Origin of the sequence: Herbaspirillum sp. NPDC101396 (genome assembly GCF_044767365.1) — a bacterium.
GTDB lineage: Bacteria > Pseudomonadota > Gammaproteobacteria > Burkholderiales > Burkholderiaceae_D > Herbaspirillum.
Map to the genome: position 1 here is coordinate 779015 of NZ_JBIWNT010000003.1, position 25479 is coordinate 804493.

At 61.7% G+C, this 25479-nt stretch carries 27 protein-coding genes; 17 read left to right on the forward strand and 10 right to left on the reverse strand.

From position 1 onward, the window contains the following. The first annotated feature begins 4 nt into the window (after nt 1-4). The 7 genes from ACIROY_RS13395 (at nt 5) to ACIROY_RS13425 (ending at nt 7174) form a co-directional block, all read left to right on the forward strand. Entirely contained in the window at nt 5-649 is a 645-nt protein-coding gene (locus tag ACIROY_RS13395; protein ID WP_402279319.1) for a PepSY-associated TM helix domain-containing protein, read from the forward strand. 39 nt (nt 650-688) lie between these two features. Further along, entirely contained in the window at nt 689-1225 is a 537-nt protein-coding gene (locus ACIROY_RS13400; RefSeq protein WP_402279386.1) for a DUF2271 domain-containing protein, read from the forward strand. Nucleotides 1226-1239: 14 nt separating this feature from the next. Then, nucleotides 1240-2058, forward strand: a complete 819-nt coding sequence (locus tag ACIROY_RS13405) for a DUF4198 domain-containing protein (RefSeq protein ID WP_402341957.1) — start codon at nt 1240-1242, stop codon at nt 2056-2058. Nucleotides 2059-2171: 113 nt separating this feature from the next. Beyond that, on the forward strand, nt 2172-3179 hold the full coding sequence (locus ACIROY_RS13410; RefSeq protein ID WP_402341959.1) for an FAD:protein FMN transferase: 1008 nt from the start codon (nt 2172-2174) through the stop codon (nt 3177-3179). Continuing rightward, on the forward strand, nt 3176-4831 hold the full coding sequence (locus tag ACIROY_RS13415) for a flavodoxin domain-containing protein (RefSeq protein ID WP_402341960.1): 1656 nt from the start codon (nt 3176-3178) through the stop codon (nt 4829-4831). The genes ACIROY_RS13410 and ACIROY_RS13415 overlap by 4 nt, the downstream gene beginning before the upstream one ends. A 93-nt stretch (nt 4832-4924) precedes the next feature. Then, nucleotides 4925-6250 carry a hemolysin family protein gene (locus ACIROY_RS13420; protein WP_402279327.1) on the forward strand — a complete coding sequence of 442 codons (1326 nt, stop codon included), beginning with the start codon at nt 4925-4927 and terminating at the stop codon, nt 6248-6250. Nucleotides 6251-6418: 168 nt separating this feature from the next. Further along, the gene (locus ACIROY_RS13425; protein WP_402342028.1) at nt 6419-7174 is read left to right on the forward strand and encodes a DNA ligase; all 756 of its coding nucleotides are present in this window, start codon (nt 6419-6421) and stop codon (nt 7172-7174) included. 39 nt (nt 7175-7213) lie between these two features. Here ACIROY_RS13425 and ACIROY_RS13430 read toward each other — a convergent pair whose 3' ends face one another. From ACIROY_RS13430 to ACIROY_RS13440, 3 genes are all read right to left on the reverse strand, one after another. Then, complete coding sequence (locus tag ACIROY_RS13430) at nt 7214-7663, reverse strand: NINE protein (RefSeq protein WP_402279329.1); 450 nt, start codon at nt 7661-7663, stop codon at nt 7214-7216. Nucleotides 7664-7792: 129 nt separating this feature from the next. Then, on the reverse strand, nt 7793-9466 hold the full coding sequence (locus tag ACIROY_RS13435) for a 2-isopropylmalate synthase (RefSeq protein WP_402341962.1): 1674 nt from the start codon (nt 9464-9466) through the stop codon (nt 7793-7795). A gap of 31 nt (nt 9467-9497) precedes the next feature. After that, nucleotides 9498-10403, reverse strand: a complete 906-nt coding sequence (locus ACIROY_RS13440) for a DMT family transporter (RefSeq protein WP_402279391.1) — start codon at nt 10401-10403, stop codon at nt 9498-9500. Between the two features lie 128 nt (nt 10404-10531). On the opposite strand from ACIROY_RS13440, the gene ACIROY_RS13445 reads away from it, so the two are divergent. The 7 genes from ACIROY_RS13445 to ACIROY_RS13475 all read left to right on the forward strand — a co-directional run bounded on the left by ACIROY_RS13445 (nt 10532) and on the right by ACIROY_RS13475 (nt 17481). Continuing rightward, nucleotides 10532-11296 carry an AraC family transcriptional regulator gene (locus ACIROY_RS13445; RefSeq protein ID WP_402279334.1) on the forward strand — a complete coding sequence of 255 codons (765 nt, stop codon included), beginning with the start codon at nt 10532-10534 and terminating at the stop codon, nt 11294-11296. 192 nt (nt 11297-11488) lie between these two features. Next, nucleotides 11489-12838: an MFS transporter gene (locus ACIROY_RS13450; protein ID WP_402279393.1), complete on the forward strand. Its 1350-nt coding sequence runs from the start codon at nt 11489-11491 to the stop codon at nt 12836-12838. A gap of 77 nt (nt 12839-12915) precedes the next feature. Further along, the gene (locus tag ACIROY_RS13455) at nt 12916-13614 is read left to right on the forward strand and encodes a DUF4197 domain-containing protein (RefSeq protein WP_402279336.1); all 699 of its coding nucleotides are present in this window, start codon (nt 12916-12918) and stop codon (nt 13612-13614) included. 409 nt (nt 13615-14023) lie between these two features. Continuing rightward, entirely contained in the window at nt 14024-14749 is a 726-nt protein-coding gene (locus ACIROY_RS13460) for an ABC transporter permease (protein ID WP_402279339.1), read from the forward strand. A 32-nt stretch (nt 14750-14781) separates the two neighbouring features. After that, complete coding sequence (locus ACIROY_RS13465) at nt 14782-15684, forward strand: glycine betaine ABC transporter substrate-binding protein (RefSeq protein ID WP_402279341.1); 903 nt, start codon at nt 14782-14784, stop codon at nt 15682-15684. A 10-nt stretch (nt 15685-15694) separates the two neighbouring features. Continuing rightward, entirely contained in the window at nt 15695-16345 is a 651-nt protein-coding gene (locus ACIROY_RS13470; protein ID WP_402279343.1) for an ABC transporter permease, read from the forward strand. Beyond that, a complete protein-coding gene (locus ACIROY_RS13475; RefSeq protein WP_402279346.1) occupies nt 16342-17481 on the forward strand; it encodes a betaine/proline/choline family ABC transporter ATP-binding protein in 1140 nt (379 codons plus the stop codon). The genes ACIROY_RS13470 and ACIROY_RS13475 overlap by 4 nt, the downstream gene beginning before the upstream one ends. 49 nt (nt 17482-17530) lie before the next feature. Here the strand turns inward: ACIROY_RS13475 and ACIROY_RS13480 are convergent, their stop codons facing one another. From ACIROY_RS13480 to ACIROY_RS13490, 3 genes are all read right to left on the reverse strand, one after another. After that, nucleotides 17531-18010 (reverse strand): GNAT family N-acetyltransferase, encoded by a 480-nt coding sequence (locus ACIROY_RS13480; protein WP_402341964.1) that lies wholly within the window; start codon nt 18008-18010, stop codon nt 17531-17533. 41 nt (nt 18011-18051) lie between these two features. Continuing rightward, the gene (locus tag ACIROY_RS13485; protein WP_402341965.1) at nt 18052-19476 is read right to left on the reverse strand and encodes a DEAD/DEAH box helicase; all 1425 of its coding nucleotides are present in this window, start codon (nt 19474-19476) and stop codon (nt 18052-18054) included. Between the two features lie 205 nt (nt 19477-19681). Further along, a complete protein-coding gene (locus ACIROY_RS13490; protein WP_029362995.1) occupies nt 19682-19999 on the reverse strand; it encodes a multidrug efflux SMR transporter in 318 nt (105 codons plus the stop codon). A 79-nt stretch (nt 20000-20078) separates the two neighbouring features. Here ACIROY_RS13490 and ACIROY_RS13495 point away from each other — a divergent pair, with 79 nt between their 5' ends. Then, a complete protein-coding gene (locus ACIROY_RS13495) occupies nt 20079-20510 on the forward strand; it encodes a winged helix-turn-helix transcriptional regulator (RefSeq protein ID WP_402341967.1) in 432 nt (143 codons plus the stop codon). 3 nt (nt 20511-20513) lie between these two features. Here ACIROY_RS13495 and ACIROY_RS13500 read toward each other — a convergent pair whose 3' ends face one another. The 3 genes from ACIROY_RS13500 to ACIROY_RS13510 all read right to left on the reverse strand — a co-directional run bounded on the left by ACIROY_RS13500 (nt 20514) and on the right by ACIROY_RS13510 (nt 22722). Beyond that, nucleotides 20514-21272 (reverse strand): alpha/beta fold hydrolase, encoded by a 759-nt coding sequence (locus ACIROY_RS13500; RefSeq protein WP_402342030.1) that lies wholly within the window; start codon nt 21270-21272, stop codon nt 20514-20516. A 20-nt stretch (nt 21273-21292) separates the two neighbouring features. Continuing rightward, nucleotides 21293-21772: a VOC family protein gene (locus ACIROY_RS13505; protein WP_402279355.1), complete on the reverse strand. Its 480-nt coding sequence runs from the start codon at nt 21770-21772 to the stop codon at nt 21293-21295. 152 nt (nt 21773-21924) lie between these two features. Beyond that, a complete protein-coding gene (locus tag ACIROY_RS13510; protein ID WP_029362996.1) occupies nt 21925-22722 on the reverse strand; it encodes an inositol monophosphatase family protein in 798 nt (265 codons plus the stop codon). A gap of 207 nt (nt 22723-22929) precedes the next feature. On the opposite strand from ACIROY_RS13510, the gene ACIROY_RS13515 reads away from it, so the two are divergent. Next, nucleotides 22930-23703: an RNA methyltransferase gene (locus tag ACIROY_RS13515; RefSeq protein ID WP_402341969.1), complete on the forward strand. Its 774-nt coding sequence runs from the start codon at nt 22930-22932 to the stop codon at nt 23701-23703. Then, the gene (locus ACIROY_RS13520; protein WP_402279361.1) at nt 23700-24416 is read left to right on the forward strand and encodes a pseudouridine synthase; all 717 of its coding nucleotides are present in this window, start codon (nt 23700-23702) and stop codon (nt 24414-24416) included. Before ACIROY_RS13515 ends, ACIROY_RS13520 begins: the two co-directional genes overlap by 4 nt. A gap of 88 nt (nt 24417-24504) precedes the next feature. On the opposite strand, the gene hslO is transcribed toward ACIROY_RS13520, so the two are convergent. Continuing rightward, entirely contained in the window at nt 24505-25437 is a 933-nt protein-coding gene (gene hslO, locus ACIROY_RS13525) for an Hsp33 family molecular chaperone HslO (RefSeq protein WP_402279363.1), read from the reverse strand. Between the last annotated feature and the right edge of the window lie 42 nt (nt 25438-25479).

Genomic DNA, 25479 nt, shown 5'->3' on the forward strand with positions numbered 1-25479 from the left:
GATCATGAAGCAAGCCACCATTGCCGGGAAATTGCCTGACCAGAAGCGCCGCTCGTTCTGGCTCAGGCACCTGCATCAATGGCACTGGATCAGTTCGGCGATTTGCCTGATTGCCATGTTGCTGTTTGCGGCGACCGGCATCACGCTGAACCATTCGGCGCAGATTGAGGCGCATCCGCAGGTTTCCGCCAAGCAAGGGCAATTGCCGCGCGATTTGCTGGCGCAACTGACCGCGCAGGAACACAAGGACAAGGAGGCCGTGCCGAAACCGTTGGCGGCCTGGTTCGACAAGCAGTTCGGCGTTGACGTCGGTCCGCAACCCGGCGAATGGTCGCCGGAAGAACTGTACGTTTCTTTGCCGCGCCCGGGCGGCGACGCCTGGCTGCGCGTGGACCTCGGCAACGGCAAGGTCGAATACGAGAAGACCGATCGCGGCTGGGTGTCGTACTTCAACGATTTGCACAAGGGGCGCAACACCGGCGCGGCCTGGAGCTGGTTCATCGACATCTTCGCCGTCGCCTGCCTGGTGTTTTGCATCACGGGCTTGTTCCTGCTGCAGCTGCATGCAGGCAATCGCCCTGTTACCTGGCCGCTGGTTGGCCTTGGATTGGTGGTGCCGCTGGTGCTGGCGATCATTTTCATCCACTGATTTTTCATTAATCCTTACTAACGAACGAGGTTGAGTCATATGCGCATGCTGGTTCCTGGTCTCTTGCCGACGGCATTGTCGGCTGCCCTGACGGGCGTGGTGTCGTTGCCGGCGGTTGCGGCGGACCTGAATGTCAAAGTTGAAATCCCGCGCCTGAACGTGGCCGAGTATCACCGCCCCTACGTCGCCGTCTGGCTGGAGCGTCCCGACCAGAGCGTCGCGGCCACGCTGGCCGTGTGGTACGACGTCAAGAAAAAGGACAAGGAAGGCGAGAAGTGGCTCAAGGATCTGCGCCAGTGGTGGCGTCGCACCGGCCGCGAAGTCCACATGCCGGTCGATGGCGTCAGCGGCGCCACGCGTCCCGTCGGCGACCAGCAGCTGACCTTGAGCAGCGACAAGGGCCCGCTGGCGCAGTTGCCCGCCGGCGACTACATCCTGATGGTCGAAGCGGCGCGTGAAGTCGGCGGCCGCGAAGTGGTCAAGGTGCCGCTGCAATGGCCGCCAAAAACGGCGCAAACCGCCAGGGGCAAGGGTGAATCCGAACTCGGCGCGATCACGCTCGACTACAAACCATAAGACCAGGGAACGACATGAAACTCTCATTCAAACTTGCGGCAGTCGCGATGACACTGGCGATCGGCCTGCCGTTGTCGGCCAGCGCACACCGCACCTGGCTGCTGCCGTCGGCAACCGTCCTGTCCGGCAATGATCCCTGGGTCAGCGTCGACGCCGCAGTGTCCAACGACCTGTTCTTCTTTGAAAGCTTCGCGCTGAAACTCGATGGCTTGCAGGTGACGGCGCCGGACGGCACGTTCGCCAAACCGGAGAATGCCTACACCGGTAAACTGCGCACCAGCTTTGACGTCCACCTGACGCAAAGCGGAACCTACAAAGTCGCGTTGTTGAGCAACGGCTTGTTCGGCAGCTACAAGGATGCCGCCGGTCAGACCAAACGCTGGCGCGGCAGCGCCGAGACGCTGGCCAAGGACGTCCCGGCTGACGCCAAAGAGTTGCAAGTGACGCAGATGCAGGGCCGCATCGAAACCTTCGTCACCGCCGGCAAGCCGTCCCAAAAAGTGCTCGAGCTCAGCGGCACGGGACTGGAGCTGCAGGCGATTACCCATCCGACCGACCTGATCGCCGGTGAAGCCGCGAGCTTCCGCATGGTGCTCGACGGCAAGCCGGCCGCCAACCTCAAGGTCACGGTAGTGCCGGGCGGCACGCGCTATCGCGACAAGTTGAACGAGCTGACGCTGACGACTGACGCCGACGGAAAATTCAGCGTGACCTGGCCGGCTGCCGGCATGTACTGGCTGGAAGCCACGGTCAAGGACAACAAGCCCAACCTCAAGCCGGCCACGGATCGCCGCGCCAATTACACGGCCACCCTGGAAGTCCTGGCGCCATAAGTTGTACGCAGGCGTTCGCCGTACCGGCGGCGAACGCTGTTTTACCGGCCGTCACAGCGTGGTTGCATAGCTGAGGCGGCTTTCTCTTTTTGGAATCGAATGTTTCAATATTCATGAATCGCGTCTTTATCCCGTTAAGCCTGTCCCAGCCCGATCCGGTTCCCGCCGATGCGCCTACTGAGAGCCTCGCTGGACAGACCATGGGCACGTCCTGGTCGGTCAAGCTGATCCGTCCGCCGCAGCTCGATCTGCCGGCGATCCGCGATGGCGTCCAGCGGCAGCTTGATCTGGTGATCGCGCAGATGAGCACGTGGAGCGCGAGCTCGGACCTGAGTCGTTACAACCAGGCCGAGGCCGGTAGCTGGCACGTGCTGCCGACGCATTTCCTGCGCGTGCTGGATTGCGCGCTGCAGATCGCCGAACGCAGCGGCGGCGCTTACGATCCCAGCGTCGGGCCGCTGGTCAATTTGTGGGGGTTCGGTCCTGATGCGGCAAGGTCAACGGCGCCTGACGCGGTTTCACTGGAGCAGGCGCGCGCACGTTGCGGCTGGCGTTGCGTGCGCATCGATCGCGCGCGCAACGCCGTGTTGCAGCCTGGCGGCTTGTACCTTGATTTCTCGTCGATCGCCAAAGGCTATGCCGTCGATCTGGTGGTCGACTATTTGCGCAGCATCGGTGTGCACAGTCATCTGGTGGAAATCGGTGGCGAGTTGCGCGGCCATGGCGTCAAGGCCGACGGCCAGCCTTGGTGGGTCGGCCTGGAGCAGCCGCCTGTGCCGGCAGCCAGCGAGCCCGCCATGCAGAGCATCGTTGCGCTGCACGGCCTGGCGCTGGCGAGTTCGGGCGATTACCGGCGCTATTTTGAACATGAAGGGACGCGTTATTCCCACACCATCGACCCGCGCACGGCCCGGCCGATTGCACACACTCTGGCTTCGGTGGCGGTGCTGCACGCCGATTGCATGACGGCCGACGCCTGGGCGACTGCGCTCATGGTGCTCGGTGATGAAGACGGCATGGCGCTTGCCCTTGAGGCCCACCTGGCTGCGCTGTTCGTGCGTCGCGACGGCGCCGGGTTTCGTGAGAGCATGACGCCGGCCATGCAGGCGATGCTGTCATGAACAAGCGCGCGATTTCCGATTTTTTCCCGGGACCGGGTTGGCTTGGCCTGGCTTGCGCGATTGGCGCGACGGCTTCGATCGCACAAACGCAGTTGCTCGACGGGGCTGCCGGACGTTTGTTCGCTGCGGCGCTGGTGCTGCTGTTTTATTGCGTATTCTGTCTGGTCGTCTTCATTGGACATCGTCGCAAGCAGCAAGCTTTTGCGCGCTGGGAGTCCGGCGGCGCAGGTGTAGATAAAAATATAGATGCGGACAACGTCGTGGTGGCGTTCGCCAGCCAGACCGGATTCGCGGAGCAGCTGGCGCTGCAGACCGCGCAATCGTTGCAAGCGGCAGGCATGGCGGTGCGCCTGTGCGAACTGGGGCGCCTGGATCTGGCGCAATTGCAATCGACGCCGCGCATCCTGTTCATTGTCAGCACCACGGGCGAGGGCGATGCACCCGACAGCGCCGCCGGTTTTGCGCGCAAGGTCATGGGACAGCCGGCGCGTTTCGATGGCTTGCGCTATGGCGTGCTGGCGCTGGGAGATCGCAGCTACGGACATTACTGCGCGTTCGGCCACGCACTCGATGTCTGGCTGCATGGTCATGGCGCACAAAGCTTGTTCGACACGGTCGAAGTCGACGCCGGCGATAACGGCGCCTTGCGCCACTGGCAGCATCATCTTGGCGTATTGAGCGGCCATACCGACATGGCCGACTGGAGCGCGCCGACGTATGAGCGCTGGTTGTTGACGCAACGTCGCCTGCTCAACCCGGGCAGCATCGGCGCACCGGCTTTCCATCTCGCGCTGACGCCCGCGGACGGCAAACAACGCATGACGTGGCAAGCGGGCGATATCGCCGAGATCGGCCCGCGCAATGCGCCCGCGAAAGTCACCACGCTGCTCAATGCATTGCAGATGGACGGATTACAGGCCGTGCGCGACGAGACGCGCCAGACCTCCCTGAACGAGTTGCTGTCACGCCGTTTACTGCCGGATGATTTGCAGGCGTTGACGGCATTGCGCGCATTGACGCCGCAGACGCTGGTCGCGCAATTGCGTCCCTTGCCGCATCGCGAATATTCCATCTCCTCATTGCCGCAGGACGGCCGGCTGGAATTGCTGGTGCGCCAGACCGTACTGGCCGACGGCAGCCTCGGCCTCGGCTCCGGCTGGTTGACCGCGCATCTGGCAGAAGGCGGCGAGCTCGATCTGCGCGTGCGAGAAAACCGCAGCTTCCACTCACCGGCATCCGATGTGCCATTGATCCTGATCGGCAACGGCACCGGCCTTGCCGGTTTGCGTGCGCACATGAGGGCACGCATCGTCGGTCGCCGGAAACGCAACTGGCTGCTCTTCGGCGAACGCTCACAACAGCATGATTTTTTTTACCGCGAAGAAATCGAGCGCTGGCAGGCGCAAGGCATGCTGCACCGATTGGACCTGGCGTTCTCACGAGACCAGAGCGAACGCATCTATGTGCAGGATAAACTGCGCGACGCCGGAGACGAGTTGCGGCGCTGGGTTGACGACGGCGCGGCGATCTATGTCTGCGGCAGCCTGGAAGGCATGGCGGCGGGCGTTGCGCAGGTCCTGCGCGACACGTTGGGCGAAGAAATATTGGAAAGCATGGCCGCGAACGGCCGCTATCGCCGCGACGTCTACTGAGATCGCGACACACGCATCCGGATGTTGCGCGGGTGTACTTTTCGCCCGTGGCAGGCGAGAATGGGTGCATAGCGACTTCAAGAGATAAGAAAAATGAGTTTTTTCGCCAGTTTTTTATTGATCCTCTTGCTCGTGGTCATCAGCGCCTTTTTGTCCTGCGCCGAAATTTCCCTGGCGGCGTCGCGCAAGATCCGTCTCGAAATGCTGGCCAAGGAAGGCGACGCCAATGCCTTGCGGGTACTGGCTTTGCAGGCCCAGCCGGGCAACTTTTTCACGGTCGTGCAAATTGGTTTGAACGCGGTCGCCATCCTCGGCGGCGTGGTCGGCGAGCCGGCGTTGACGCCGCACATGGCCGACCTGGTCGGCAACTTCTACCAGGGCCCGATGCTGGAAACCATCAGCTTCTCGATTTCCTTCCTGCTGGTCACGTCGTTCTTCATCCTGTTCGCCGATCTGATGCCCAAGCGCCTGGCGATGCTGGCGCCGGAGCGCGCCGCCATCGTGCTGGTCTCCCCGATGCTGATGCTCGAGCGTTTGTTCAAGCCGCTGATCTGGTTTTTCAACGGCTTGTCGAAGATGTTCTTCACTCTGTTCGGCCTGCCGCAGGTGCGCCATGACGTGATCACGCCCAACGAAATCCACGCCATCGTCGATGCCGGCGCGCAAGCCGGTGCGCTGCTGCGCCAGGAGCACCACCTGATTGAAAACGTGTTCGAGCTGGAGAGCCGCTACGTGCCGTCGGCCATGACGCAGCGCGAGAGCATCGTGTACTTCCTGATCACCGACACCGAGGAAATGCTGCGCCAGAAAATCATCGATCATCCGCATTCGCGTTTCCTGGTCTGCGAAAACAACATCGACGACGTGCTCGGCTACATCGACAGCAAGGACGTGCTCAAGCGCCTGCTCAAGGGCGAACAGTTTTCGCTGCAGGACAAGGGATTGATCCACGTGCCGCTGTCGATCCCCGACAGCCTCAACCTGTGGGAAGTACTGGAGCGCATGAAGGCGGTCGACGAAGACCTCGCGATCGTCGTCAACGAATACGCGCTGGTGGTCGGCATCATCAGCATCACCGACGTCACCAGCGTGCTGATGGGCAATCTGCTGAACCTGTCCTCGGAAGAGCAGCAGATCGTCAAGCGCGACGAGAACTCCTGGCTCATGGACGGCCTCACGCCGCTGGCGGAAGTCATGAACGCCCTCGACATCGACGACTATCCGAATCCGATGGGATACGAAACGCTGGCCGGCTTCATCATGTACATGCTGCGCAAGATCCCGAAGAAGACCGATTTCGCACTGTTCTCCGAATACAAGTTTGAGGTGGTCGATATCGAAGGCAACCGCATCAACCAGTTGCTGGTGACACGCTACAAGGCAGAAAAAAGCGACAAGCCCGAACAAGAAAAAGTCTGATCGGACCGGCCGGGTTTCATTCACAAGGGAGGGGTTTCGTCGTCAAGGAGCCCCATGCAGCACGTTACAGCTATCGTCACATCCATCATCGGCGCGCGCTCGCGTCATCTCTGTTTTTTCCTGCTATTCCTCTGCTCCCTGCAAGCCGGCGCTGAACGCGCGCCGGTCATGCTGGCCAACGTCTATCGTCCGGGCATCGCGCTCGACGACTATTGGGTCAGCGAAAAATACGACGGCGTGCGCGCCCTGTGGGATGGTCGTCGCCTGCTCACCCGTGGCGGCGAAACGATCCACGCACCAGCCTGGTTCGTCGCCGGCTGGCCGGCCATGGCGCTGGACGGCGAGTTGTGGGCAGGGCGGGGCGGCTTCCAGCAGGCAGTCTCGACCGTGCGTCAGCAAACGCCCGACGACAAGGCCTGGAGCAAAATGCGCTTCATGGTGTTCGACATGCCGGGCAAGGTCGGGGAGTTCAACCTGCGCCTGCGCGCGACGCGCAGCACCGTCCAGCAGATGAATCTGCCCTGGGTGCAGGTGGTTGAGCAGCGCAAGGTCGCGGACCATGCCGCCTTGCAGTTGCTGCTCGATCGCACCGTTGCGCAAGGCGGCGAAGGTCTGATGCTGCATCGCGGCTCGTCGCTGTACCGCGCCGAGCGCAACGACGACTTGCTCAAATTCAAACCGTATGAAGACACCGAGGCCCGGGTGATCGGGTATCTTCCCGGCAAGGGAAAATACGTCGGCATGCTGGGCGCCTTGCAAGTGGAAACACCGGAGGGAGTGCGCTTCAAGCTCGGCAGCGGCCTGAGCGACGCCCAGCGCCGTGATCCGCCGGCCATCGGCGCGCTGGTGACCTACCGCTATCGCGGCTTCAACGACAGCGGTATTCCACGCTTTGCGGTGTTCATGCGCGTGCGGGAAGAATGATCAGTTGCGGTGATCTGCTGAGGTGATCCGCTGAGGTGATCAGCTGCGCAGGCCGGACGCATGATTGCGTTCGGAAATCTGCGTGTTGAGCGTCCAGAAGTCGTACAGCACGCCGATCAGGAACAGGCCGCCGGTGAACAGGTAGATGATGCCGCTGACCCATTTGCCCATGTACATGCGGTGCACGCCGAAGAAGCCGAGGAAGGTCAGCAGCAGCCACGCTACCGAATAATTGATCGCGCCGCCGCTGAAGCGCTGGTCGGCTTCCTTGTCCATGGAGGGGATCAGGAACAGGTCGATGATCCAGCCGATGCCCAACAGCCCGAGCGTGAAAAACCAGATGGTGCCGGTCAGCGGTTTGCCGTAGTAGAACCGGTGCGCGCCGGTGAAACCGAAAATCCACAGCAGGTAGCCGATGGTCTTGCTGTGCGTATCGTGGACCGGAATCCCGGAACCGGTTTGGGCGACCGCGTTTGTATTCATGTTCATGCAGTTTCCTCTCATGGAATGGGACGGCCTGGACACCGTCGTCATTGTCTTGGGGAGCGGGAAACGGGATTAGTTCCTGAACCGGCGCCGGCCAGGACCAGGCCCGGGCCCGGGCCGGCGTAGTTCGCGTCAGGACTGCAGACGATTGGCGGCGCAGAGGATCGCGAGGATGGAGGCCGTCACGATGTTGACGTGCCGCGCCGCACCGAAACGCGTTCCGGCCACGCCCGGCGCTGCTGCCTCGACGATGGCCCATGCCTGAGCCTGTGCGCCGCTGCCGATGCTGCGCTCTTCATAACTGTCAATACGCAGGCCTTCCAGCCCCGTCAGCCGGCTGCGCAAGGCATCCACCGTGGCGGCGATAGGACCGTTTCCGCTGCCGTTCAATTGCATCACGACGCCGCCGACAATCAATTCAAGCTCGATGTCCTGGGCAGCGTCCGGATTGCTCAGTCGATGGCTGAGGTAGCGTACCCGCCCGTCTTGCTGAGGCGAGCCGAGATAGGTCTTTTCAAACAATTCCCACAAGGCGGCGCTGCTGATTTCGGTTTCGCTGGCGTCCGCGTGCTTTTGCACGATGGCGCTGAACTCCACCTGCATGCGGCGCGGCATGGCGATGCCGTGATCGCGTTCCAGCAGAAAGGCGATGCCGCCTTTGCCCGACTGGCTGTTGACGCGCACGATGCTGTCGTAGGTGCGGCCGATGTCCTGCGGGTCGATCGGCAGATAGGGAACGCGCCACAAGCCGTCTGGTTTCTGCGCTGCGAAGCCCTTCCTGATCGCGTCCTGGTGCGAGCCGGAGAACGCCGTGAACACCAGATCGCCGACGTAGGGATGGCGAGGATGGATGGGCAGGGCGGTGCAGTTCTCGGCCACGCGGGCAACCGCGGCGATATCGGAGAAATCCAGCTGCGGATCGATGCCGTTGGTGTACAGGTTGAGCGCCAGCGTCACCACGTCGAGATTGCCGCTGCGCTCGCCGTTGCCGAACAGGCAGCCTTCGACGCGTTGCGCGCCGGCCAGCAGCGCCTGCTCCGCGCAGGCCACGCCGGTGCCGCGATCGTTGTGCGGATGCACCGACAGCACCACATGCTCGCGGCGCGGCAGGCGGCGATGCATCCACTCAATCTGGTCGGCGAAGACGTTGGGCGTGCTGACTTCGACCGTGGTGGGCAGGTTGATGATGATGGGCCGGCCCGGTCCGGCGCCCCAGGTGTCGATGGCGACGCGGCAGGCTTGCAGCGAGACGTCGAGTTCGGCCATGCAAAAAGTCTCGGGCGAGTATTGCAGGATCCATTCGGTTTCCGGATGTTGCGCGGTCAGTTTCTTGAGCAGGCGGACGTTGCGCTCGATCAGTTCCATTACCTGCGGTACGCTGAGGCCGAACACCACTTCGCGCCACAGGGGCGCCACGGCATTGTAGAAATGCACGATAGCGCGCGGCGCCCCTTGCAGCGATTCGACGGTGCGCACGATCTGTTCTTCGCGCAATTGCGTCATGACCATGGGCGTGACGTCGTCCGGAATATGCTTGCCGGTGATCAGCGTGCGTACGACGTCGAAATCGGTTTGCGAACCGGCAGGGAAGCCGACCTCGATTTCCTTGAAGCCAAGCCTGACCAGTTCATGGAACAAGGTCAGCTTGCGTTCGCTGTTCATCGGTTCGAACAGGGCCTGGTTGCCGTCGCGCAGATCGGTCGAGAGCCAGATCGGCGCCTTGTCGATGATGCGTGACGGCCATTGGCGATCGGGCAGATCGACGGTCGGAGGACGGGGGTATTTGGCATGGGGATGAGTAATCATGATGTCAGTCTGCGAGATGATGAACGTTGAATCAGCGATAGCCGATGCGTGCGCCGAACAGGGGCCGTTGCACGATCTGCGTCAGCAGCACGCCGGCCAGGCTGACGCCGCCGCCGATGAGATGGTAGGCGTGCATGCTTTCATTGAGCCAGAGGATAGCGAACAGCGCCGTCAGCACGGGCAGCAGGTTGATGAAAATGCTGCAGCGATTTGGGCCGAGTTTCTTGACGCCTTCGATCCACAGGAACGACAGCAGGATCGAGGAGCCGATACCGGAGTAAGCGATCAGCGGCAACGTCCGCGCGTCCAGCGCCGCGGTGCCGGCCGGCAGCAACAGGAATTGCGGCAGCATCAACACGAGCGCGGCGACCGCCTGCACGTACACCGCTTGCCAGACCGGCACGTTCATTTTCCAGCGACGCAGCAGCACGCCGTACAACGCATAAGAGAACGCTGCCAGCAGCATCAGCGCATCGCCCAGATGCACGCCTTCACGCATGGCCGCACCGAGGTCGCCGTGCCCGACCAGATACAGCAAGCCGGTGAACGACAGCAGGCCGCCCACGGCCATGCCGACCGTGACCGCTTCGCCCAGCACGATGACGCTCAGCAGCGCCGTCAGTAGCGGAATCAGCGCGGTGACGATGGCCATGTTGGTGGCGGTGGTGCTCTCGGCTGCGCGATAGGACAGGCTCTGGAACAAGGCCATCGCCAGCAGTCCGGACAACGCCAGTTGCCACCAGTGGCGGCGGATCTGGACGCGGTTGCGCCAGAGCGTGCGCAGCATGAACGGGCTCATGAGCAGCAGCACCAGCACCAGGCGATAAAAGGTGATGGCGGTAGGCGAGATGGCGGACGCGGCCATTTTTGAGACGATGACGTTGCCGGCCCACAGCACGATGGCGAGGAAAGGATAGAGATAAGAGGTCAATGGCATGGCGGTTTGGGTAGCGTTGGACAAGGAATCGCATACAGCGAGGCACTCATCTTGCTGCGGATCGTCAAGTCCGTCGCGTGCTAACATGCCTTAAGTTGTCGCAAAAGTGACATTGACGAACAGGTCGCATGGACACCTCCAACTACCACCACATGATCAACGCCAACGCTCCCGCTGCGGCGCTCGCGATCGATTATCCGCACGGCCACGTGATCGAGTTGCACCGGCACGCCTATGCGCAGCTGCTGTACGCCATCGAGGGCGTGCTGGTGGTGGAAACCGCCGAAGGGCGCTGGGTGGTGCCGCCCACGCGGGGCGTCTGGCTGCAGCCAGAGGTTGATCATCAGGTGCGCATGCGCGGCGACGTCAAGATGCGCACCGTGTTCGTCAACATGCAGGAGTTGCCGAACATGCCGCAGGAGAACTGCGTGCTCGACATACCGCCTTTGCTGCGCGAGCTGATCGTCGCCGCCGTCGGCATCGGCCCGGCGCTGGTTGCCGACGGCCGCGACTGGCACCTGCTGCGGCTGCTGGTGCACGAGCTGCGCTCGGTGCCGGTGTTGCCGCTGTACCTGCCGCTGCCGGCGGATCGCGGCCTGCGCGTGATCTGTGAAGCGCTGATGGCGCGGCCCGATGATGACGCCACGGTCGACATGCACGCGCAGCAGCTGGGCATCGCCACGCGCACTTTCCATCGCCTGTTCCTGCGCGAAACCGGCATGCGTTTCAGCCACTGGCGGCAGCAGGCGCGACTGTTGCTGGCGCTGGAAAACCTGGCGCGCGGCGACAAGATCATCGACGTCGCGCTTGATCACGGCTACACCAGCCAGAGTGCATTCGCGGCGATGTTCAAGAAACATTTCGGGATCGCGCCGAGCCGGTTTTTTCGCTGAAGCGGACGCGCCTATTTCCTCGCTGCAACGCACAACCCGCAAGTGGTGTAAACTTGGCGCACCTTAGAAGGCTGTCAGAAGCACGTATCCGGCTACAACGCCCGCCGAAACAGCCCGAACTCTTTCCTGTCGTACCGCATCATCGTGTCCCCCTCGCTTATCGTTCCGCTCATCGTCGGCTGTGCGCTGTTCATGGAAAACATGGACGTCACCGTCATCGCCACTTCCTTGCCAGCGCTCGCACGTGATCTCGGCCAGGATCCGATCACCCTGAAACTGGCGCTGACTTCCTACGTGGTCAGCCTCGGCGTGTTCATCCCGATTTCCGGCTGGGTCGCGGACAAGGTCGGCGCGCGCACGATTTTCCGCTCGGCGATGATTACCTTCATGACCGGGTCCATCCTGTGCGCCTTATCGGACTCGCTGCTGACCTTCGTCGCGGCGCGCTTCCTGCAAGGCATCGGCGGCGCCATGATGGTGCCGGTGGGACGTATCATCATCGTGCGCTCGGTGACCAAGGCCGAGCTCGTCAAGGCCATCAGCTATCTCACCTTGCCCTCGCTGATGGGGCCGGTGATCGGACCGCCGCTGGGCGGCTTCATCACGACGTATTTCCACTGGCGCTGGATTTTCCTGATCAACATCCCGATCTGCATCCTCGGCCTGTATCTGGCCGGGCGCTACATCCAGAATTTCCGTGAAGAAGATCCGGCGCCGCTGGACGTGAAGGGCTTCCTGCTGACCGCCTGCGGCGGCGGGGTGGCGATGCTGGGCTTTTCGCTGATCGGCAACCACCTGGTGCAGCAGGCGTGGCCGATCATCATGTGCGTGGTCGGCTCGGTGGCCTTGTTCTTCTACTTCCGCCACGCCATGCGCAGCGAGTATCCCTTGCTCGATCTGCGTCTGCTGAAGATCCCGACCTTGCGCGCCAGCGTGCTTGGCGGTTCGCTCTTCCGCGTCGGTCTCGGCGCGGTGCCGTTCCTGCTGCCCCTGGCCTTGCAGGAAGGCCTCGGGCTCAATCCGTTCGAGGCCGGCACGATCACCTGCGCCTCGGCCTTTGGCGCCATGTTCATGAAGGCGCTGGCGGCGATGGTGCTGCGCCGTTACGGCTTCCGCACGGTGTTGATGGTCAATGCGGTATTCGCCGGCATGGCGATCGCGTCGTACGGCATCTTCTCGTCGCACACGCCTTACTACGTGATGCTGCTGGTGGTGCTGATGGGCGGCTTCTTCCCGTCGCTGCAATTCACTTGCCTCAACTCGATCGCTTATGCCGACATCAGCAACCGCGATGCCGGCCGCGCCACCAGCCTGGCCAGCGTGGTGCAGCAATTGTCGCTGGGCATGGGCGTGACTATCGCCGGCCTGGTGCTGCAGATATCGAATTACCTGCAAGGCCACGCGACCATCGTCGAGGCCGATTTCTGGCCGGCATTCCTGGTGGTGGGCTTGTTCTCGGTGGCGTCGGTGCCGGTGACGGCGCGCCTGCCGAAGAACGCCGGGCTGGAACTTACGCGCAGCCGCAGCAGTAGCGGTAAGTGAGATAAAACCGACGTGCTTCGATAGGCAGGCGGCGAGGCGCGTATTATGATGGCGCGTCTTCTTACTCCGGAGTTCCCATGCTGCCCTTCAAGAAATTCAAATACGCTCCCGTCGCTGCAGCCCTGGTGCTGACCAGCACGCTCGCGTTCGCGCTGTCGCTGTCCGACCTCAGCAACCAGGATGCCACCAGCGGCCTGAAAGCGGCGCTGGAGAAGGGCGCCAATGTCGCCGTCTCGAAGCTCGGCGTGGAGAACGGTTTCCTCAACAACGACAAGGTCAAGATCCAGTTGCCGGGTCCGCTGCAGCAAGCCATGCCGCTGCTGAAGATGACCGGCCAGGGCCAGAAGCTGGACGACCTGGTGGTGTCGATGAACCGCGCCGCCGAATCGGCCGTACCGCTGGCCAAGCCGCTGCTGATCAATGCGGTCAAGTCGATGTCGGTCACTGACGCCAAGAACATCCTGTCCGGTGGTGAGACTTCCGTGACCGATTTCTTCCGCCAGAAGACCGCCACGCCGCTCGGTGAAAAATTCCTCCCCATCGTCAAGAAGATCACCGATAAAAACGGCCTCTCCGCCAAGTACAACGGCACCATGGGTCAGGTTGCCAAAACCGGCCTGGTGTCGGGCGACCAGGCCACGGTCGAGGGCTATGTCACGCAGCGTTCGCTGGACGGCTTGTTCTACATGATCGGCGAAGAAGAGAAGGCGATCCGCGCCGATCCGATCGGCGCCGGCAGCGCGATCATCGGCAAGGTCTTTGGGGCACTCAAGTAAGCTCAGCTTTTGCTTCAAAACCCCCTGAAAACCGGCCTTTTTGGCCGGTTTTTCGTTTCTACAGATTCGCCGGTTATGACTTCTGGAATTGTCATTTCTGGACTTCATTAAGCAAGTCGGTTATACTGCCGTCTGTCCTAGCGACAACACTTGTTCAACTACTAAGTAATTCCTGATCCGTTCACGGGTCGTCTCGTTGTCCGGCACGCCGATTCATTGCCGCCGGATGCATACATCATCGATTACGCCTTCGTGCGATCGATTTCATCGCTGCCTCGGCAGCACCGGTTCGAATCCAAACGATTAGCCCTGCGAGGGCGACGAACCACTACAAATAGTCAAAGCGCTGTCGCGGTTTCGATATCGGCATTTCATTGATCTCGACCATGGCGGCCACACAGGGGGAACCATGACGCGAAGTCTTCGCAACGTCATCGGTGGCGCAGCCGCGGTCACAGCCGTTTCAGTGCTCGCCGTCGCCGGCCTGATCCAGTGGATCGGGATGGACGTCATCACGCAGTACCGCAGCGATCTGATCTACTACACCGGCAAGCATCTGCAACTGGTCGCGTGGTCGATGCTGCTGGCAATCGCCACCGGCATTACGGCCGGCATCGCGCTGAGCCGGCCTGCGCTGGCGCGCCGCGCCGAGTACTTCATCCAGGTCTTCAACATCGGCAACACCATCCCGTCGATTGCTGTGCTGGCTCTGGCGCTGGCGTTCTTCGGCATCGGCAACTGGCCGACCATCCTGGCGCTGTGGCTGGCTTCGTTGCTGCCGATCGTGCGCAACACCTTCGAAGGCCTGAAGAACGTGCCGGCGCCGCTGCGCGAAGCCGCCAAAGGCATCGGCATGAAGCCTTATCAGGTGTTGCTGCGCGTCGAGCTGCCGAACGCCTTGCCGATCATCGTCGGCGGCATCCGCACGGCGCTGGTGATCAACGTCGGCACCGCGCCGCTGTCGATGCTGATCGGCGGCGAAAGCCTGGGCGGATTGATCTTCCCGGGCATCTACCTGAACAACCACGGCCAGCTGTTGCTGGGCGCCGCCGCGACCGCTTTGCTGGCGCTGTTGCTGGACGCGATCGTCACGCTGCTGTCGCACTGGTATCTGTCGCGTCGCGGCCTCGCATGAGCCAGGTACACAACAACAACAAGGGAACAGCCATGAAATCTTCTTATCTTTTACGTGCGTTCGGCTTTGCGCTCAGCCTGCTGGCAATGTTGCCGGCCACGGGCGCCACGCTGGTCGTCGGCGGCAAGAACTTCACCGAACAACTGATCCTGTCGTCGATGACCGCGCAGTACCTGCGCGCCAAAGGCTACGACGTCGATCTCAGGAACGGCCTCGGCTCCACGCTCATGCGCAAGGCGCAGGAAAGCAAGCAGCTCGACATCGTGTGGGAATACACCGGCACATCGCTGATCGTCTACAACCACGTCGACGAAAAGCTCGACGCTGAAACCACCTATGCGCGCGTCAAGGAGCTCGACCAGAAAATCGGCCTGACCTGGCTCAACGAGTCCGGCCTCAACAACACTTACGCCTTCGCCATGCCGCAAAAGCTGGCCGACGAACAAGGCATCAACACGCTGGAAGACCTCGCGCAGCACATTACGCGGGAGCAGCAGGCCGGCGGCAAGCCGCAGCTGATGGGCGTGGATTACGAATTCGCTTCGCGCCCCGACGGCCTCGAGCCGATGCAGAAGCTCTACGGCTTCCAGCTCGATCGCAGCGAGGTCAAGCAGATGGATCCGGGACTGGTCTACACCGCCTTGCGCAACGAGCAGCTGTATGTCGGCCTGACGTATTCGTCGGACGGCCGCATCAAAGGCTTCAACCTCAAACTGCTGGAAGACAACAAGGGCTACTTCGCTGCGTACAAGGCGACACCGGTGGTGCGCGAAGAAGTGTTGCAGCAGCATCCGCAGCTGGCTGACCAGCTGAACGCCTTGTCCGCCGCCATCGACACCGAAAAAATGACCGACATGAACAAGCGCGTCGACATCGACCAGGAGCCGATCGGCAAGGTCGTCACCGAATTCCTGCAGCAGCAGGGACTGATCTGAGGAGCCGGCCATGAATCTGATCGACTACCTCGCCGGCGACTGGCACAACATTCTCAACCTGACGCTGCAGCATCTCAGGCTGGTCGGCGTCGCCGTCAGCTTGGCCATCGTCATCGGCGTGCCGCTGGGCATCCTGATCACGCGGCATCGCTGGCTGGCCACGCCCTTGCTCGGCCTCGCCACGGTGGTGTTGACCTTGCCGTCGATCGCATTGTTCGGCCTGATGATTCCGCTGTTCTCGCAATTCGGCGCCGGCATCGGGCCGTTGCCGGCGATCACGGCGGTGTTCCTGTACTCGCTGCTGCCGATCATGCGCAACACCTTCCTCGCGCTCGACAACATCGACAGCGGCATCCGCGAAGCCGGCATCGGTATCGGCATGACCTTCTGGCAGCGCCTGCGCATGGTTGATCTGCCGCTGGCGCTGCCGGTGATCCTCGGCGGCGTGCGCACGGCGGTGGTGATGAACATCGGCGTGATGGCGATTGCCGCAGTGATCGGCGCCGGCGGCCTGGGCGTGCTGATCCTGCATGCGATCAGTCAGAGCAACATGCAAAAACTGGTGGTGGGCGCCGTGCTCATCAGCGTGCTGGCGATCGTCGCCGACGTGCTGCTGCAAGGCCTGCAACGAATTCTGACTCCGAAAGGACTGCAAAAATGATTGAACTCGAACAACTCAGCAAAACCTATACGCAAAAAGACGGCACGGCCGTGAAGGCGGTCGACTCGGTCAGCCTGAAGGTGGCCGAAGGCGAGATCTGCGTCTTCCTCGGTCCGTCCGGATGCGGCAAGACCACGACGCTGAAAATGATCAATCGCCTGATCGCGCCGACATCCGGTCGCGTACTGCTCAACGGCGAAGACACCACCGGCATCGACGAAGTCAGCCTGCGCCGCCACATCGGTTACGTGATCCAGCAGATCGGCCTGTTTCCCAACATGACGATTGAAGAAAACATCACCATCGTGCCGCGCCTGCTGGGTTGGGACAAGAAACGCTGCCGCGAGCGCGCGACCGAACTGATGGCGATGGTGGCGCTGGATCCGGCGAAATTCCTCAAGCGCTATCCGCGCGAACTGTCGGGTGGCCAGCAACAGCGCATCGGTGTGATCCGCGCGCTGGCGGCCGACGCGCCGGTGCTGCTGATGGACGAGCCGTTCGGCGCGGTCGATCCGATCAACCGCGAATCGATCCAGAACGAGTTCTTCCAGATGCAACGCCAGCTCAGGAAGACCGTGATCATGGTCAGCCACGACATCGACGAAGCCATCAAGCTGGGTGACCAGGTGGCGATTTTCCGCGCCGGCAAGCTGGTGCAGTTCGATCATCCGGATACCTTGCTGGCGCGTCCCAAGGATGATTTCGTCAGCGCCTTCGTGGGCCAGGACCATACGCTCAAGCGCCTGCTGCTGGTGCGCGCGGGCGATGCCGCGACGACGCCGTCGACCGCGCGTCCCGGCTTGCCGCTGCAGGATGCGATGAGCTTGATGGATGATCAGGATGCACGCTATCTGACGATCACCGACAACGACAACCGTGCGCTCGGCTACATCAGCCGGCGCGACATCCGCAGCGCAGGCATGGTCGGCGTCAGCGGCGACAAGGTCAAGCCATTCAATCTCAACGCAACGCCGGATGAGAACCTGCGCGTGGTGCTGTCGAAGATGTACAAGCACAGCGCCAGCTGGATGCCGGTCATTGACGCAGAGGGAAAATATCTCGGGGAAGTGACACAGGATTCGATCGCCGACTACCTGAGTTCGGGCAAATCGCGCGGCCAGAAGATGGCAGCTTGAGATAAGCAATGGCAATAAAAAAGCCCCGGATCTCCGGGGCTTTTTTACGTCACAGCAAGCGGTGCATGAACACCGCTTTGCCGGTCGTGGGATTCAGTTCATAGCCGACGAAACCGCTGGCAGCGTAGAGCGAACGCGCCACGGTATTGCCTTCCAGGACTTCCAAGGTGATCTTGCAGCAACCGAGTTCGCGTGCGCAGGTCTCGACCGCTTGCATCAACTTCTTCGCAATGCCGCGTCCGCGATAAGCGGGCGCCACGGCGAAGTCGTGGATGTTGAGCAGCGGCTTGCAGGCGAAGCTGGAAAAGCCTTCGATGCAATTGGCGAAGCCGGCAGCCTGCTCGCCGTCGAACGCCAGGAACACATGCACCGCAGGACGCTTGCGCAATTCCTCGATCAGATGGGCGCGGACGAAATCGCTGATGCCTTCGCCGCCTCCCATCAGGTCGGATGCATACGCATCAAGCATCTCGAGGATAGCGACGCCATGTCGCGGATTGTTGAGGTCAGCTTTGACGACGGTTATCAATTCGGATGCCTTTCTGCGAGATGCAATCGGAAACGGCTATGTTACCTGCCGCGACCGCCGGAGCGATGGGTCGATGCAGGGCGCGCAGCAGGGCCGCGGTTCTGCGCCGGACCTGCGCCCGGACCTTGCGGTTTGGCCGGACCGCCTTGACGGGGCTTGGCTGCTGCCTGGCCCTGGCCGCCGGTCTTCGGTTGCTGGGAGCGATTGCCGCCACCGCCGCCATTGGCGCTGCGACCGCCGCCGCCACCTTGTGGGCGACGTCCGCCGCCGCCACCGCCGCGATGGCCTTCGCTGCGCAACTGGATCGGTTGCGGCTTGGCCTTCGGATCGGGTTCGAAGCCGGGTACGATTTCAACCGGGATTTCACGCTTGATGAAACGTTCGATGTCGTTCAGCAGGTCGCGTTCGTCGACGCAGACCAGCGACACGGCGGAGCCGGTGGCGCCGGCGCGGCCGGTGCGGCCGATGCGGTGGACGTAATCTTCGGAGACGTTCGGCAGGTCATAGTTGACTACGTGCGGCAACTGGTCGATGTCGATGCCGCGGGCAGCGATATCGGTGGCGATCAGTGCTTGCAGCTTGCCGTCCTTGAAGTCGGCCAGGGCGCGGGTGCGCGCTGCCTGGCTCTTGTTGCCGTGGATCGCCATGGCGGTGATCTCGTCGCGGGCCAGCTGTTCGACCAGCTTGTTGGCGCCGTGCTTGGTGCGCGTGAACACCAGCACCTGGTTCCACTGGTTGGTCTTGATCAGATGCGCCAGCAGCGGATGTTTCTTGTCGCGGTCGACCGGGTGGATCTTTTGACCGATCACTTCCACGGTGGAGTTGCGGCGCGCCACTTCAATCATTGCAGGCGAGTTCAGCAGGCCGTCGGCCAGTGCCTTGATCTCGTCGGAGAAGGTGGCTGAGAACAGCAGGTTCTGGCGCTTCTTCGGCAAGACCGCGAGGATCTTCTTGATGTCGCGGATGAAACCCATGTCCAGCATGCGATCGGCTTCGTCCAGGATCAGGACTTGCACGCTCTTCAGGTCGACCGTGTTTTGCTGCATGTGGTCGAGCAGGCGGCCCGGCGTGGCAACCAGGATATCGACGCCTTGCTTGAGCAGACGGATTTGCGGGTTGATGCCGACGCCGCCGAAGATGCAGGCGGAAGTCAGCGGCAGATACTTGCCGTAGACGCGCACACTTTCTTCGACCTGCGCCGCGAGTTCACGCGTCGGAGTCAGGATCAGCGCGCGGATCGGCACATGGCCGTTGACCTTGACGCGTTCCACGGACGACAGGCGTTGCAGCAGCGGCAAAGTGAAGCCGGCGGTCTTGCCGGTACCGGTTTGTGCGCCGGCCAGCAGATCGCCGCCGCCGAGTACGGCAGGCACGGCTTGCATCTGGATTGGCGTGGGCGTGGTGTAGCCTTGTTCGGTTACGGCACGAACGATTTCCTCGGAAAGACCGAGAGATGAGAATGACATAGTGGGATTTTAAAAATATCGGCCTGTCGCCGCAGTGGGCGCCAGTCGCAGGCAAACGGGTTGAAACGTCGGGAGGACAGCGGACTTTGACTGGAGAATGTGCCGCACGGGGCGCAGTATAACAGGTGCGGGGAAGGGACGTGGATAAATCTTGGCAGGCGTCGTGCAGCACAGGCCGCACGACGCCGCCTCTGGCTGCCGCGAGTCAGGCGTCCAGCAGGCGCAAGCCGATGGTGCCGCCGATGATCAGCGCAATGCACAGCAGGCGCAGCGGCGACAGGGCGTCGTTGAACAGGTAAATGCCGAGCACTGCGACGCCGACCGAGCCGGTGCCTGTCCAGATCGCATAGGCGGTGCCGGCCGGCAGGCTGCGCATGGCCAACGTCAGGAACAGCACGCTGCAGGCGGCCGCGCCGACGCCGATCAGGCTGGGCGTGAGCCGGGTCCAGCCGTTTGCGTACTTGAGCGCGATCGCCATGATGATTTCCACTACACTTGCCAATGACAGGAATACCCAGGCCATTATTTTTCTCCGTGAATTGAACAGGCGCTCAGCATAGGCAGGCAGGGCGGACCCAACAAGAAGGCACTTTTTGGTAACCATGAAACCGGTAAAAAAACTCCCAGTCGAAGAACCGCAAACCGATATCTACAGTCTCGCCTGCCCTTCGCGCAAGGCGCTGGAACTGGTCGGCAGCAAGTGGGCCTTGCTGATTTTCCCGGCGCTGGCGGCGGGACCGATGCGCAACAGCGCGCTGCTGCGCAAGATCGAGGGCATCTCGCAAAAGATGCTGACGCAGACTCTGAAGGAGCTGGAGCGCAATGGTCTGGTGACACGTTGCAACCTGGAGACGGCGGCGCCGCACGTGGAATACGAACTGAGCCCGCTGGGGGAATCGCTCAGCGATACGCTGATCGCGCTGGACAACTGGGCCGAACGCCATCACGCCGATTTGCAGCGTGCGCGCGAGCAATTCGACAAAGAAAAAACCGACGAACAGGTCGCCGGCCGGCTGGTGCACAAACTCAAATAAAACTCAGCTGCGCGTTTGTGCAGCGAGGAATTCCAGCAACGGCGGCAACACCAGCTGGCTCTGCATCAGGCCGCCGAAATGCGTCACACCGGGCAGCGACACGAAGCATGCGCGCGGCAACAATCCGGCGCAGCGCTCGACCGCCGCATGGCGCGCATCGGCGTCGCCGCAAAACATCAGGCAGGGCAGGTCGATCAGCGGCAGCAACTCTTCCATCGAGACGCGCGGCTGTTGCGCGGCGGCGGCCAGCGCCTGCAGGTCGTTGGCGCGGATCAGCATTTTTACTTCGGGTGAAATGCGCTCATTGAGCACGCTTTCAAATGCCGTGATGAAGGCGTTGGCATCGGTGCCGTCGAGCCCCTTGAAGGCATCCCAACTGGTGTCCGCATACGGATGCGCCGCGCCCAACGTCAGCGATTGCAGGCGGTCGCGTGCGTGGCGCACCATGCCGTAACCGACCCAGCCGCCGAGCGAGTAACCACAGTAATGCACTTTGTCGATGCCGAGATCGTCGAGTACGGCAACAACATCGGCGCTGCGCTGCTGCAGTGTATAGGCGTCCGACTCGTGCGGCTTGTCGCTGAGGCCGTGGCCCAGCGCATCGAGCGCAATGACGCGGTAGTGTTGTTGCAATACTTCGGTAAAACCGAAGAAGCGCCAGGCTTGCGAGCTGCTGGTGAAACCGTGGTGCAGGAACAGGTCAGGGCCCTGGCCGCTGACTTCGTAATGGATGCGCCGTCCGGCGCTGACGACAAATGGCATGGGATGGAAGGAAAGAGGACTCAGGCCTGGGTGGGTTTGCACTTGTGGAGCAGCGCCTGCGAGCGGCTGCGGATCTCTTCGTTGGACAGGTCTTCCTTGTGTGTGGCAATTGACCAGATGTGGCCGTAGGGGTCGCGCAGCATGCCCGAGCGGTCGCCGTAGAACTGATCCTGCACAGCGCGCAGTTTGGCGGCGCCTGCGGCGATGGCCTGGGTGAACACGGCATCGACATCGTCGACGTAAATCAGCATGCTGACGCCGGCGCCGCCGAGCGTCTTGGGGCAATGGATGCCCATTTCGATGAACTCGTCGGCGAGCATGATGCGGGCGTTGCCGATCTGGATTTCGGCGTGCCAGATTTTATTATGGGGGCCGTCGAGACGCATGACTTCGGTCGCGCCGAAGGCTTTCTCGTAAAACGTGATGGCGCTGGCGGTGTCGGCGACGATCAGATAAGGCGTGACGCTGCTGTAGCCTTCAGGAATGGGATTGACTGCCATGCTCGTCTCCTTGGGTGGCTGGGAAGCGGTGCCGATCAAATCAAATTGAATTGACTCACATCGCCTCCCTGGCGTGACTTGGTGACTGCTCCGGTTCTCCGACCGGATCGTGCTGCTGAGGTTGATGCTGATGCGGAGCTGAAGTCTGAATCTTATGCGAATTCAGACAGCAAATTGACTTGCTGCGAGAAAATCTTTGGATTGCCGGCCAGGACGTCGCCCTTGTACAGGTAATCGGCTTCACCCTTGAAGGTGCCGACGATGCCGCCGGCTTCGGTCACCAGCAGCGAGCCGGCGGCGATGTCCCAAGGCTTCAGGCCCTTTTCGAAGAAACCGTCGAGGCGGCCGGCGGCGACGTAGGCCAGGTCCAGCGCGGCAGCGCCCGGACGGCGCAGGCCGGCGCAGCTTTCGGTCATGATCTTGAACATCTTCATGTATTCGTTCAAGCCGTCCATGTCGCGGAACGGGAAACCGGTGCCGATCAGGCCGTCAGCGATCTTGTCGCGCTTGCTGACGCGGATGCGCTTTTCGTTCAGGTAGGCGCCGGCGCCTTTGGAAGCGGTGAACAGGTCGTTGCGGGTAGGGTCGTAGACCACTGCTTGCGTGATCTGGCCACGCTGTTGCAGCGCGATCGAGACGCAGTATTGCGGGAAGCCGTGAATGAAGTTGGTGGTGCCGTCGAGTGGATCGATGATCCAGACGTTTTCATTTTCGTCGTGCAGGTTGGCCGATGGTCCGGACTCTTCCGCCAGGATGGCGTGGTCGGGATACGCGGTCTTCAGGACCTCAATGATGGCGTCTTCCGCCGCCTTGTCGACTTCAGTGACGAAGTCGTTGTGTTGCTTCTTGGTGACCTTGAGCAGCGACACGTCGAACGACGCGCGATTGATGACGGCAGCACCGCGGCGAGCGGCCTTGATGGCCGTATTGAGCATTGGGGGGATAAGCATCCTGAGGGTTCCGTTAAAATGGCGTCTTCGCCGCCCGGTTCGCTACCCGGCGGAAATTTGCACAACTATGAAATTAATGAGCGATGCACTGTCCGAAAATTGCCGGTTTGTCATCAAATCGGCATTGCCCGGCGTGTTTTGGATCGTTTTGATCCCTTACAGGCCGGCTTACGATGTTTTCCTGACGTGCGAATACCGCTATTTTAAATGAACACGCCCAAAATCGATAATTCTGTTTTCAAGCGCCTGCGTTTCGTGTTGGTGGAAACCAGCAGTCCAGGCAATATCGGCGCGGCTGCCCGCGCCATCAAGACCATGGGTTTCGGCGAGCTGGTGCTGGTCAATCCGCGCTTTCCCAATGCGGTTGAGGAAGAGGCCGCCGTGGCCTTCGCCAGCGGCGCGCAGGATGTGCTGTCCGGCGCACGCATCGTGAGCAGCATCGAGGAGGCGTTGCAGGATTGCAATTTTGCCGCCGCCATCAGCGCGCGCCTGCGCGAGTTTTCGCCGCCGGTGGTGTCGCCGCGTGCGATTGCCGAGCAGATTGCCGGCGACGTCGGACTGAACGCTGCGCTCATTTTCGGCAACGAGCGTTTCGGCCTGCCCAACGAGTTGGTGCAGCAATGCAATGTGCTGATCAACATTCCGGCCAATCCCGATTATTCTTCGCTCAACCTGGCGCAGGCGGTGCAGGTGCTGGCCTACGAATGCCGCATGGCCGAACTGGGCGACCGCAAGCAAGCCACCGATATCGGCTTCCAGGGCGAGATGGCCGGCGTGGCGGAGATCGAGGGCATGTTCCGCCATCTCGAAGAGGCGCTGGTGGCGATTGAGTTCCTCAAGCCCGACAGTCCCAAAAAATTGATGCCTCGCCTCAAACGCCTGTTTGCGCGCACGCAGCTGGAAACCGAAGAGGTGAATATCCTGCGCGGCATCGCCCGCCAGATACTGACGCCCAAACAAGACAGAAAGCCCAAGCAATGAGCAAGTTGACCCTGGATCGCATCCTCCAGTCGCAAGGTTTCGGATCGCGCAAATATTGCCGTTCGCTGATCGAAGACGGCGAAGTCGCCATCAACGGCGAAGTCGTCGACGACTACCGTTTTGCCCCCGATACCGAAGGACTGGCGTTCACGCTGTTCGACGAAGAATGGATCTATCGCGAACACGTCTACATCGCCCTGAACAAGCCGGCCAATTTCGAATGCTCGCGCAAGCCCAGCCATCATCCGGGCGTGCTGACGATTTTGCCGGAACAGTTTTCGTGGCGCGACGTGCAGCCGGTTGGTCGCCTCGATCACGACACCACCGGCTTGTTGCTGATGTCGGACGACGGCGCCTTCATCCATGCGCAATCTTCGCCCAAGCGCCATGTGCCGAAAGTCTACGCGGCCACTACGCACGATGCGGTGACGGACGAGCTGATCGCGCAATTGCTGGGCGGCGTGCAACTGCACGACGAGCCGGCGCCGCTGGCGGCGGTGACTTGCCGCAAGCTTGATGCGCATTTGCTGGAGATCGTGCTGGAGCAGGGGAAATACCATCAGGTCAAACGCATGCTGGCGGCCGCCGGCAACCATTGCAGCGCCTTGCGCCGGACCGCCATCGGCGGTTTGCAGCTGGATGCACTGGAATTGGAAGAGGGCGAATGGTGTTATCTCGATGCAGAGCAGCTGGGTTTGCTGGTGCCGGCTTGACGCGCTAGTCCTTCAACGATCTTTCAAAGAAAAATGGCCGCCGCTGGAATCCAGCGGCGGCCATTTTTTGCGTCAAGAGCAGTGAGAATTAGTGGCGTGTATCAGTCTGCGGCACTGCATCCGCCGGTGTTTCGGCACGGAAGATCTGCGCGCAATCGACTGCGTCGAACTCGTAGTGCAATCCGCAGAAATCACAATCGACGCTGAGCTTTTCCTGAGTGGAAAGCGCATCTTCGACTTCAGCCTGGCCGAGCATCTTGAGCATGTTGCCGACCTTCTCGCGCGAGCAGGTGCAATGGAATTCCGGATGCGCAGGATCGAAGACGCGGATGGTTTCTTCCCAGAACAGGCGATGCATCAGCGTCTCGATGTCGGTGCTCAGCAGTTCTTCCGCACGCAGCGTATTGCCCAGCATCGACAGGCGATTCCAGGTTTCCAGTTCTTCCTCCGGTGCGGCTTTGCCGACGTCCTTGCCGCCGTGGTTCGGCAGCTTTTGCAGCAGCAGGCCGCGCGCTACCTTGTCGTCGGCGGCGAGCCACAACTTGGTGTCGAGCTGCTCGGAACGCAGCATGTAGTTTTCGATGACGGTGGCTACAGTGTCGCCATCCAGCGGCACGATGCCTTGATAAGCCTGTTGGCCCGGCATCTTGTCCTTGGGATCGAGCGTGATGGCGAAACGGCCTTCGCCGTTGGCGTTGACCAGCTGGGTCAGGGTGGCGTCGTCGGCCACTTCAGCGTCTTCCACCAGCTTGGCGGTGGCGCGCAGGCGCAGCTCGGAGTCGCATTCAACCACCAGCAGGCGGACCGGGCCGTCGCCGTGGATCTGCATGACGACCATGCCGTTGAATTTGAGGTTGGCCGTCAGCAGCGCGGCCGCCGACAGCATCTGGCCGAGCAACGCCTTGACCGCAACCGGATAGTCGCGACGCGCCAACACCTGTTGCCAGGTCGACGAAATCTCTACCAGTTCTCCACGAACCGGAGCGTTTTCCACCATGAATTTTTGCAGCGTATCTTTCATTGTTTCTTTCTTGTTGCTCACAAACTCACAAGAAGCGGCGCA

Coding starts and splice junctions, on each gene's coding strand:
- ACIROY_RS13490 (WP_029362995.1), bottom strand. CDS start 19,999: ATGGCCTGGGTATTCCTGTCATTGGCAAGTGTAGTGGAAATCATCATG.
- ACIROY_RS13515 (WP_402341969.1), top strand. CDS start 22,930: ATGAACACGCCCAAAATCGATAATTCTGTTTTCAAGCGCCTGCGTTTC.
- ACIROY_RS13405 (WP_402341957.1), top strand. CDS start 1,240: ATGAAACTCTCATTCAAACTTGCGGCAGTCGCGATGACACTGGCGATC.
- ACIROY_RS13430 (WP_402279329.1), bottom strand. CDS start 7,663: ATGAACATGAATACAAACGCGGTCGCCCAAACCGGTTCCGGGATTCCG.
- ACIROY_RS13415 (WP_402341960.1), top strand. CDS start 3,176: ATGAACAAGCGCGCGATTTCCGATTTTTTCCCGGGACCGGGTTGGCTT.
- ACIROY_RS13500 (WP_402342030.1), bottom strand. CDS start 21,272: ATGCCATTTGTCGTCAGCGCCGGACGGCGCATCCATTACGAAGTCAGC.
- ACIROY_RS13400 (WP_402279386.1), top strand. CDS start 689: ATGCGCATGCTGGTTCCTGGTCTCTTGCCGACGGCATTGTCGGCTGCC.
- ACIROY_RS13470 (WP_402279343.1), top strand. CDS start 15,695: ATGAATCTGATCGACTACCTCGCCGGCGACTGGCACAACATTCTCAAC.
- ACIROY_RS13420 (WP_402279327.1), top strand. CDS start 4,925: ATGAGTTTTTTCGCCAGTTTTTTATTGATCCTCTTGCTCGTGGTCATC.
- ACIROY_RS13485 (WP_402341965.1), bottom strand. CDS start 19,476: ATGTCATTCTCATCTCTCGGTCTTTCCGAGGAAATCGTTCGTGCCGTA.
- ACIROY_RS13455 (WP_402279336.1), top strand. CDS start 12,916: ATGCTGCCCTTCAAGAAATTCAAATACGCTCCCGTCGCTGCAGCCCTG.
- ACIROY_RS13395 (WP_402279319.1), top strand. CDS start 5: ATGAAGCAAGCCACCATTGCCGGGAAATTGCCTGACCAGAAGCGCCGC.
- ACIROY_RS13510 (WP_029362996.1), bottom strand. CDS start 22,722: ATGCTTATCCCCCCAATGCTCAATACGGCCATCAAGGCCGCTCGCCGC.
- ACIROY_RS13445 (WP_402279334.1), top strand. CDS start 10,532: ATGGACACCTCCAACTACCACCACATGATCAACGCCAACGCTCCCGCT.
- ACIROY_RS13440 (WP_402279391.1), bottom strand. CDS start 10,403: ATGCCATTGACCTCTTATCTCTATCCTTTCCTCGCCATCGTGCTGTGG.
- ACIROY_RS13450 (WP_402279393.1), top strand. CDS start 11,489: ATGGAAAACATGGACGTCACCGTCATCGCCACTTCCTTGCCAGCGCTC.
- ACIROY_RS13475 (WP_402279346.1), top strand. CDS start 16,342: ATGATTGAACTCGAACAACTCAGCAAAACCTATACGCAAAAAGACGGC.
- ACIROY_RS13460 (WP_402279339.1), top strand. CDS start 14,024: ATGACGCGAAGTCTTCGCAACGTCATCGGTGGCGCAGCCGCGGTCACA.
- ACIROY_RS13435 (WP_402341962.1), bottom strand. CDS start 9,466: ATGATTACTCATCCCCATGCCAAATACCCCCGTCCTCCGACCGTCGAT.
- ACIROY_RS13410 (WP_402341959.1), top strand. CDS start 2,172: ATGAATCGCGTCTTTATCCCGTTAAGCCTGTCCCAGCCCGATCCGGTT.
- ACIROY_RS13465 (WP_402279341.1), top strand. CDS start 14,782: ATGAAATCTTCTTATCTTTTACGTGCGTTCGGCTTTGCGCTCAGCCTG.
- ACIROY_RS13495 (WP_402341967.1), top strand. CDS start 20,079: ATGAAACCGGTAAAAAAACTCCCAGTCGAAGAACCGCAAACCGATATC.
- hslO (WP_402279363.1), bottom strand. CDS start 25,437: ATGAAAGATACGCTGCAAAAATTCATGGTGGAAAACGCTCCGGTTCGT.
- ACIROY_RS13505 (WP_402279355.1), bottom strand. CDS start 21,772: ATGGCAGTCAATCCCATTCCTGAAGGCTACAGCAGCGTCACGCCTTAT.
- ACIROY_RS13425 (WP_402342028.1), top strand. CDS start 6,419: ATGCTGGCCAACGTCTATCGTCCGGGCATCGCGCTCGACGACTATTGG.
- ACIROY_RS13520 (WP_402279361.1), top strand. CDS start 23,700: ATGAGCAAGTTGACCCTGGATCGCATCCTCCAGTCGCAAGGTTTCGGA.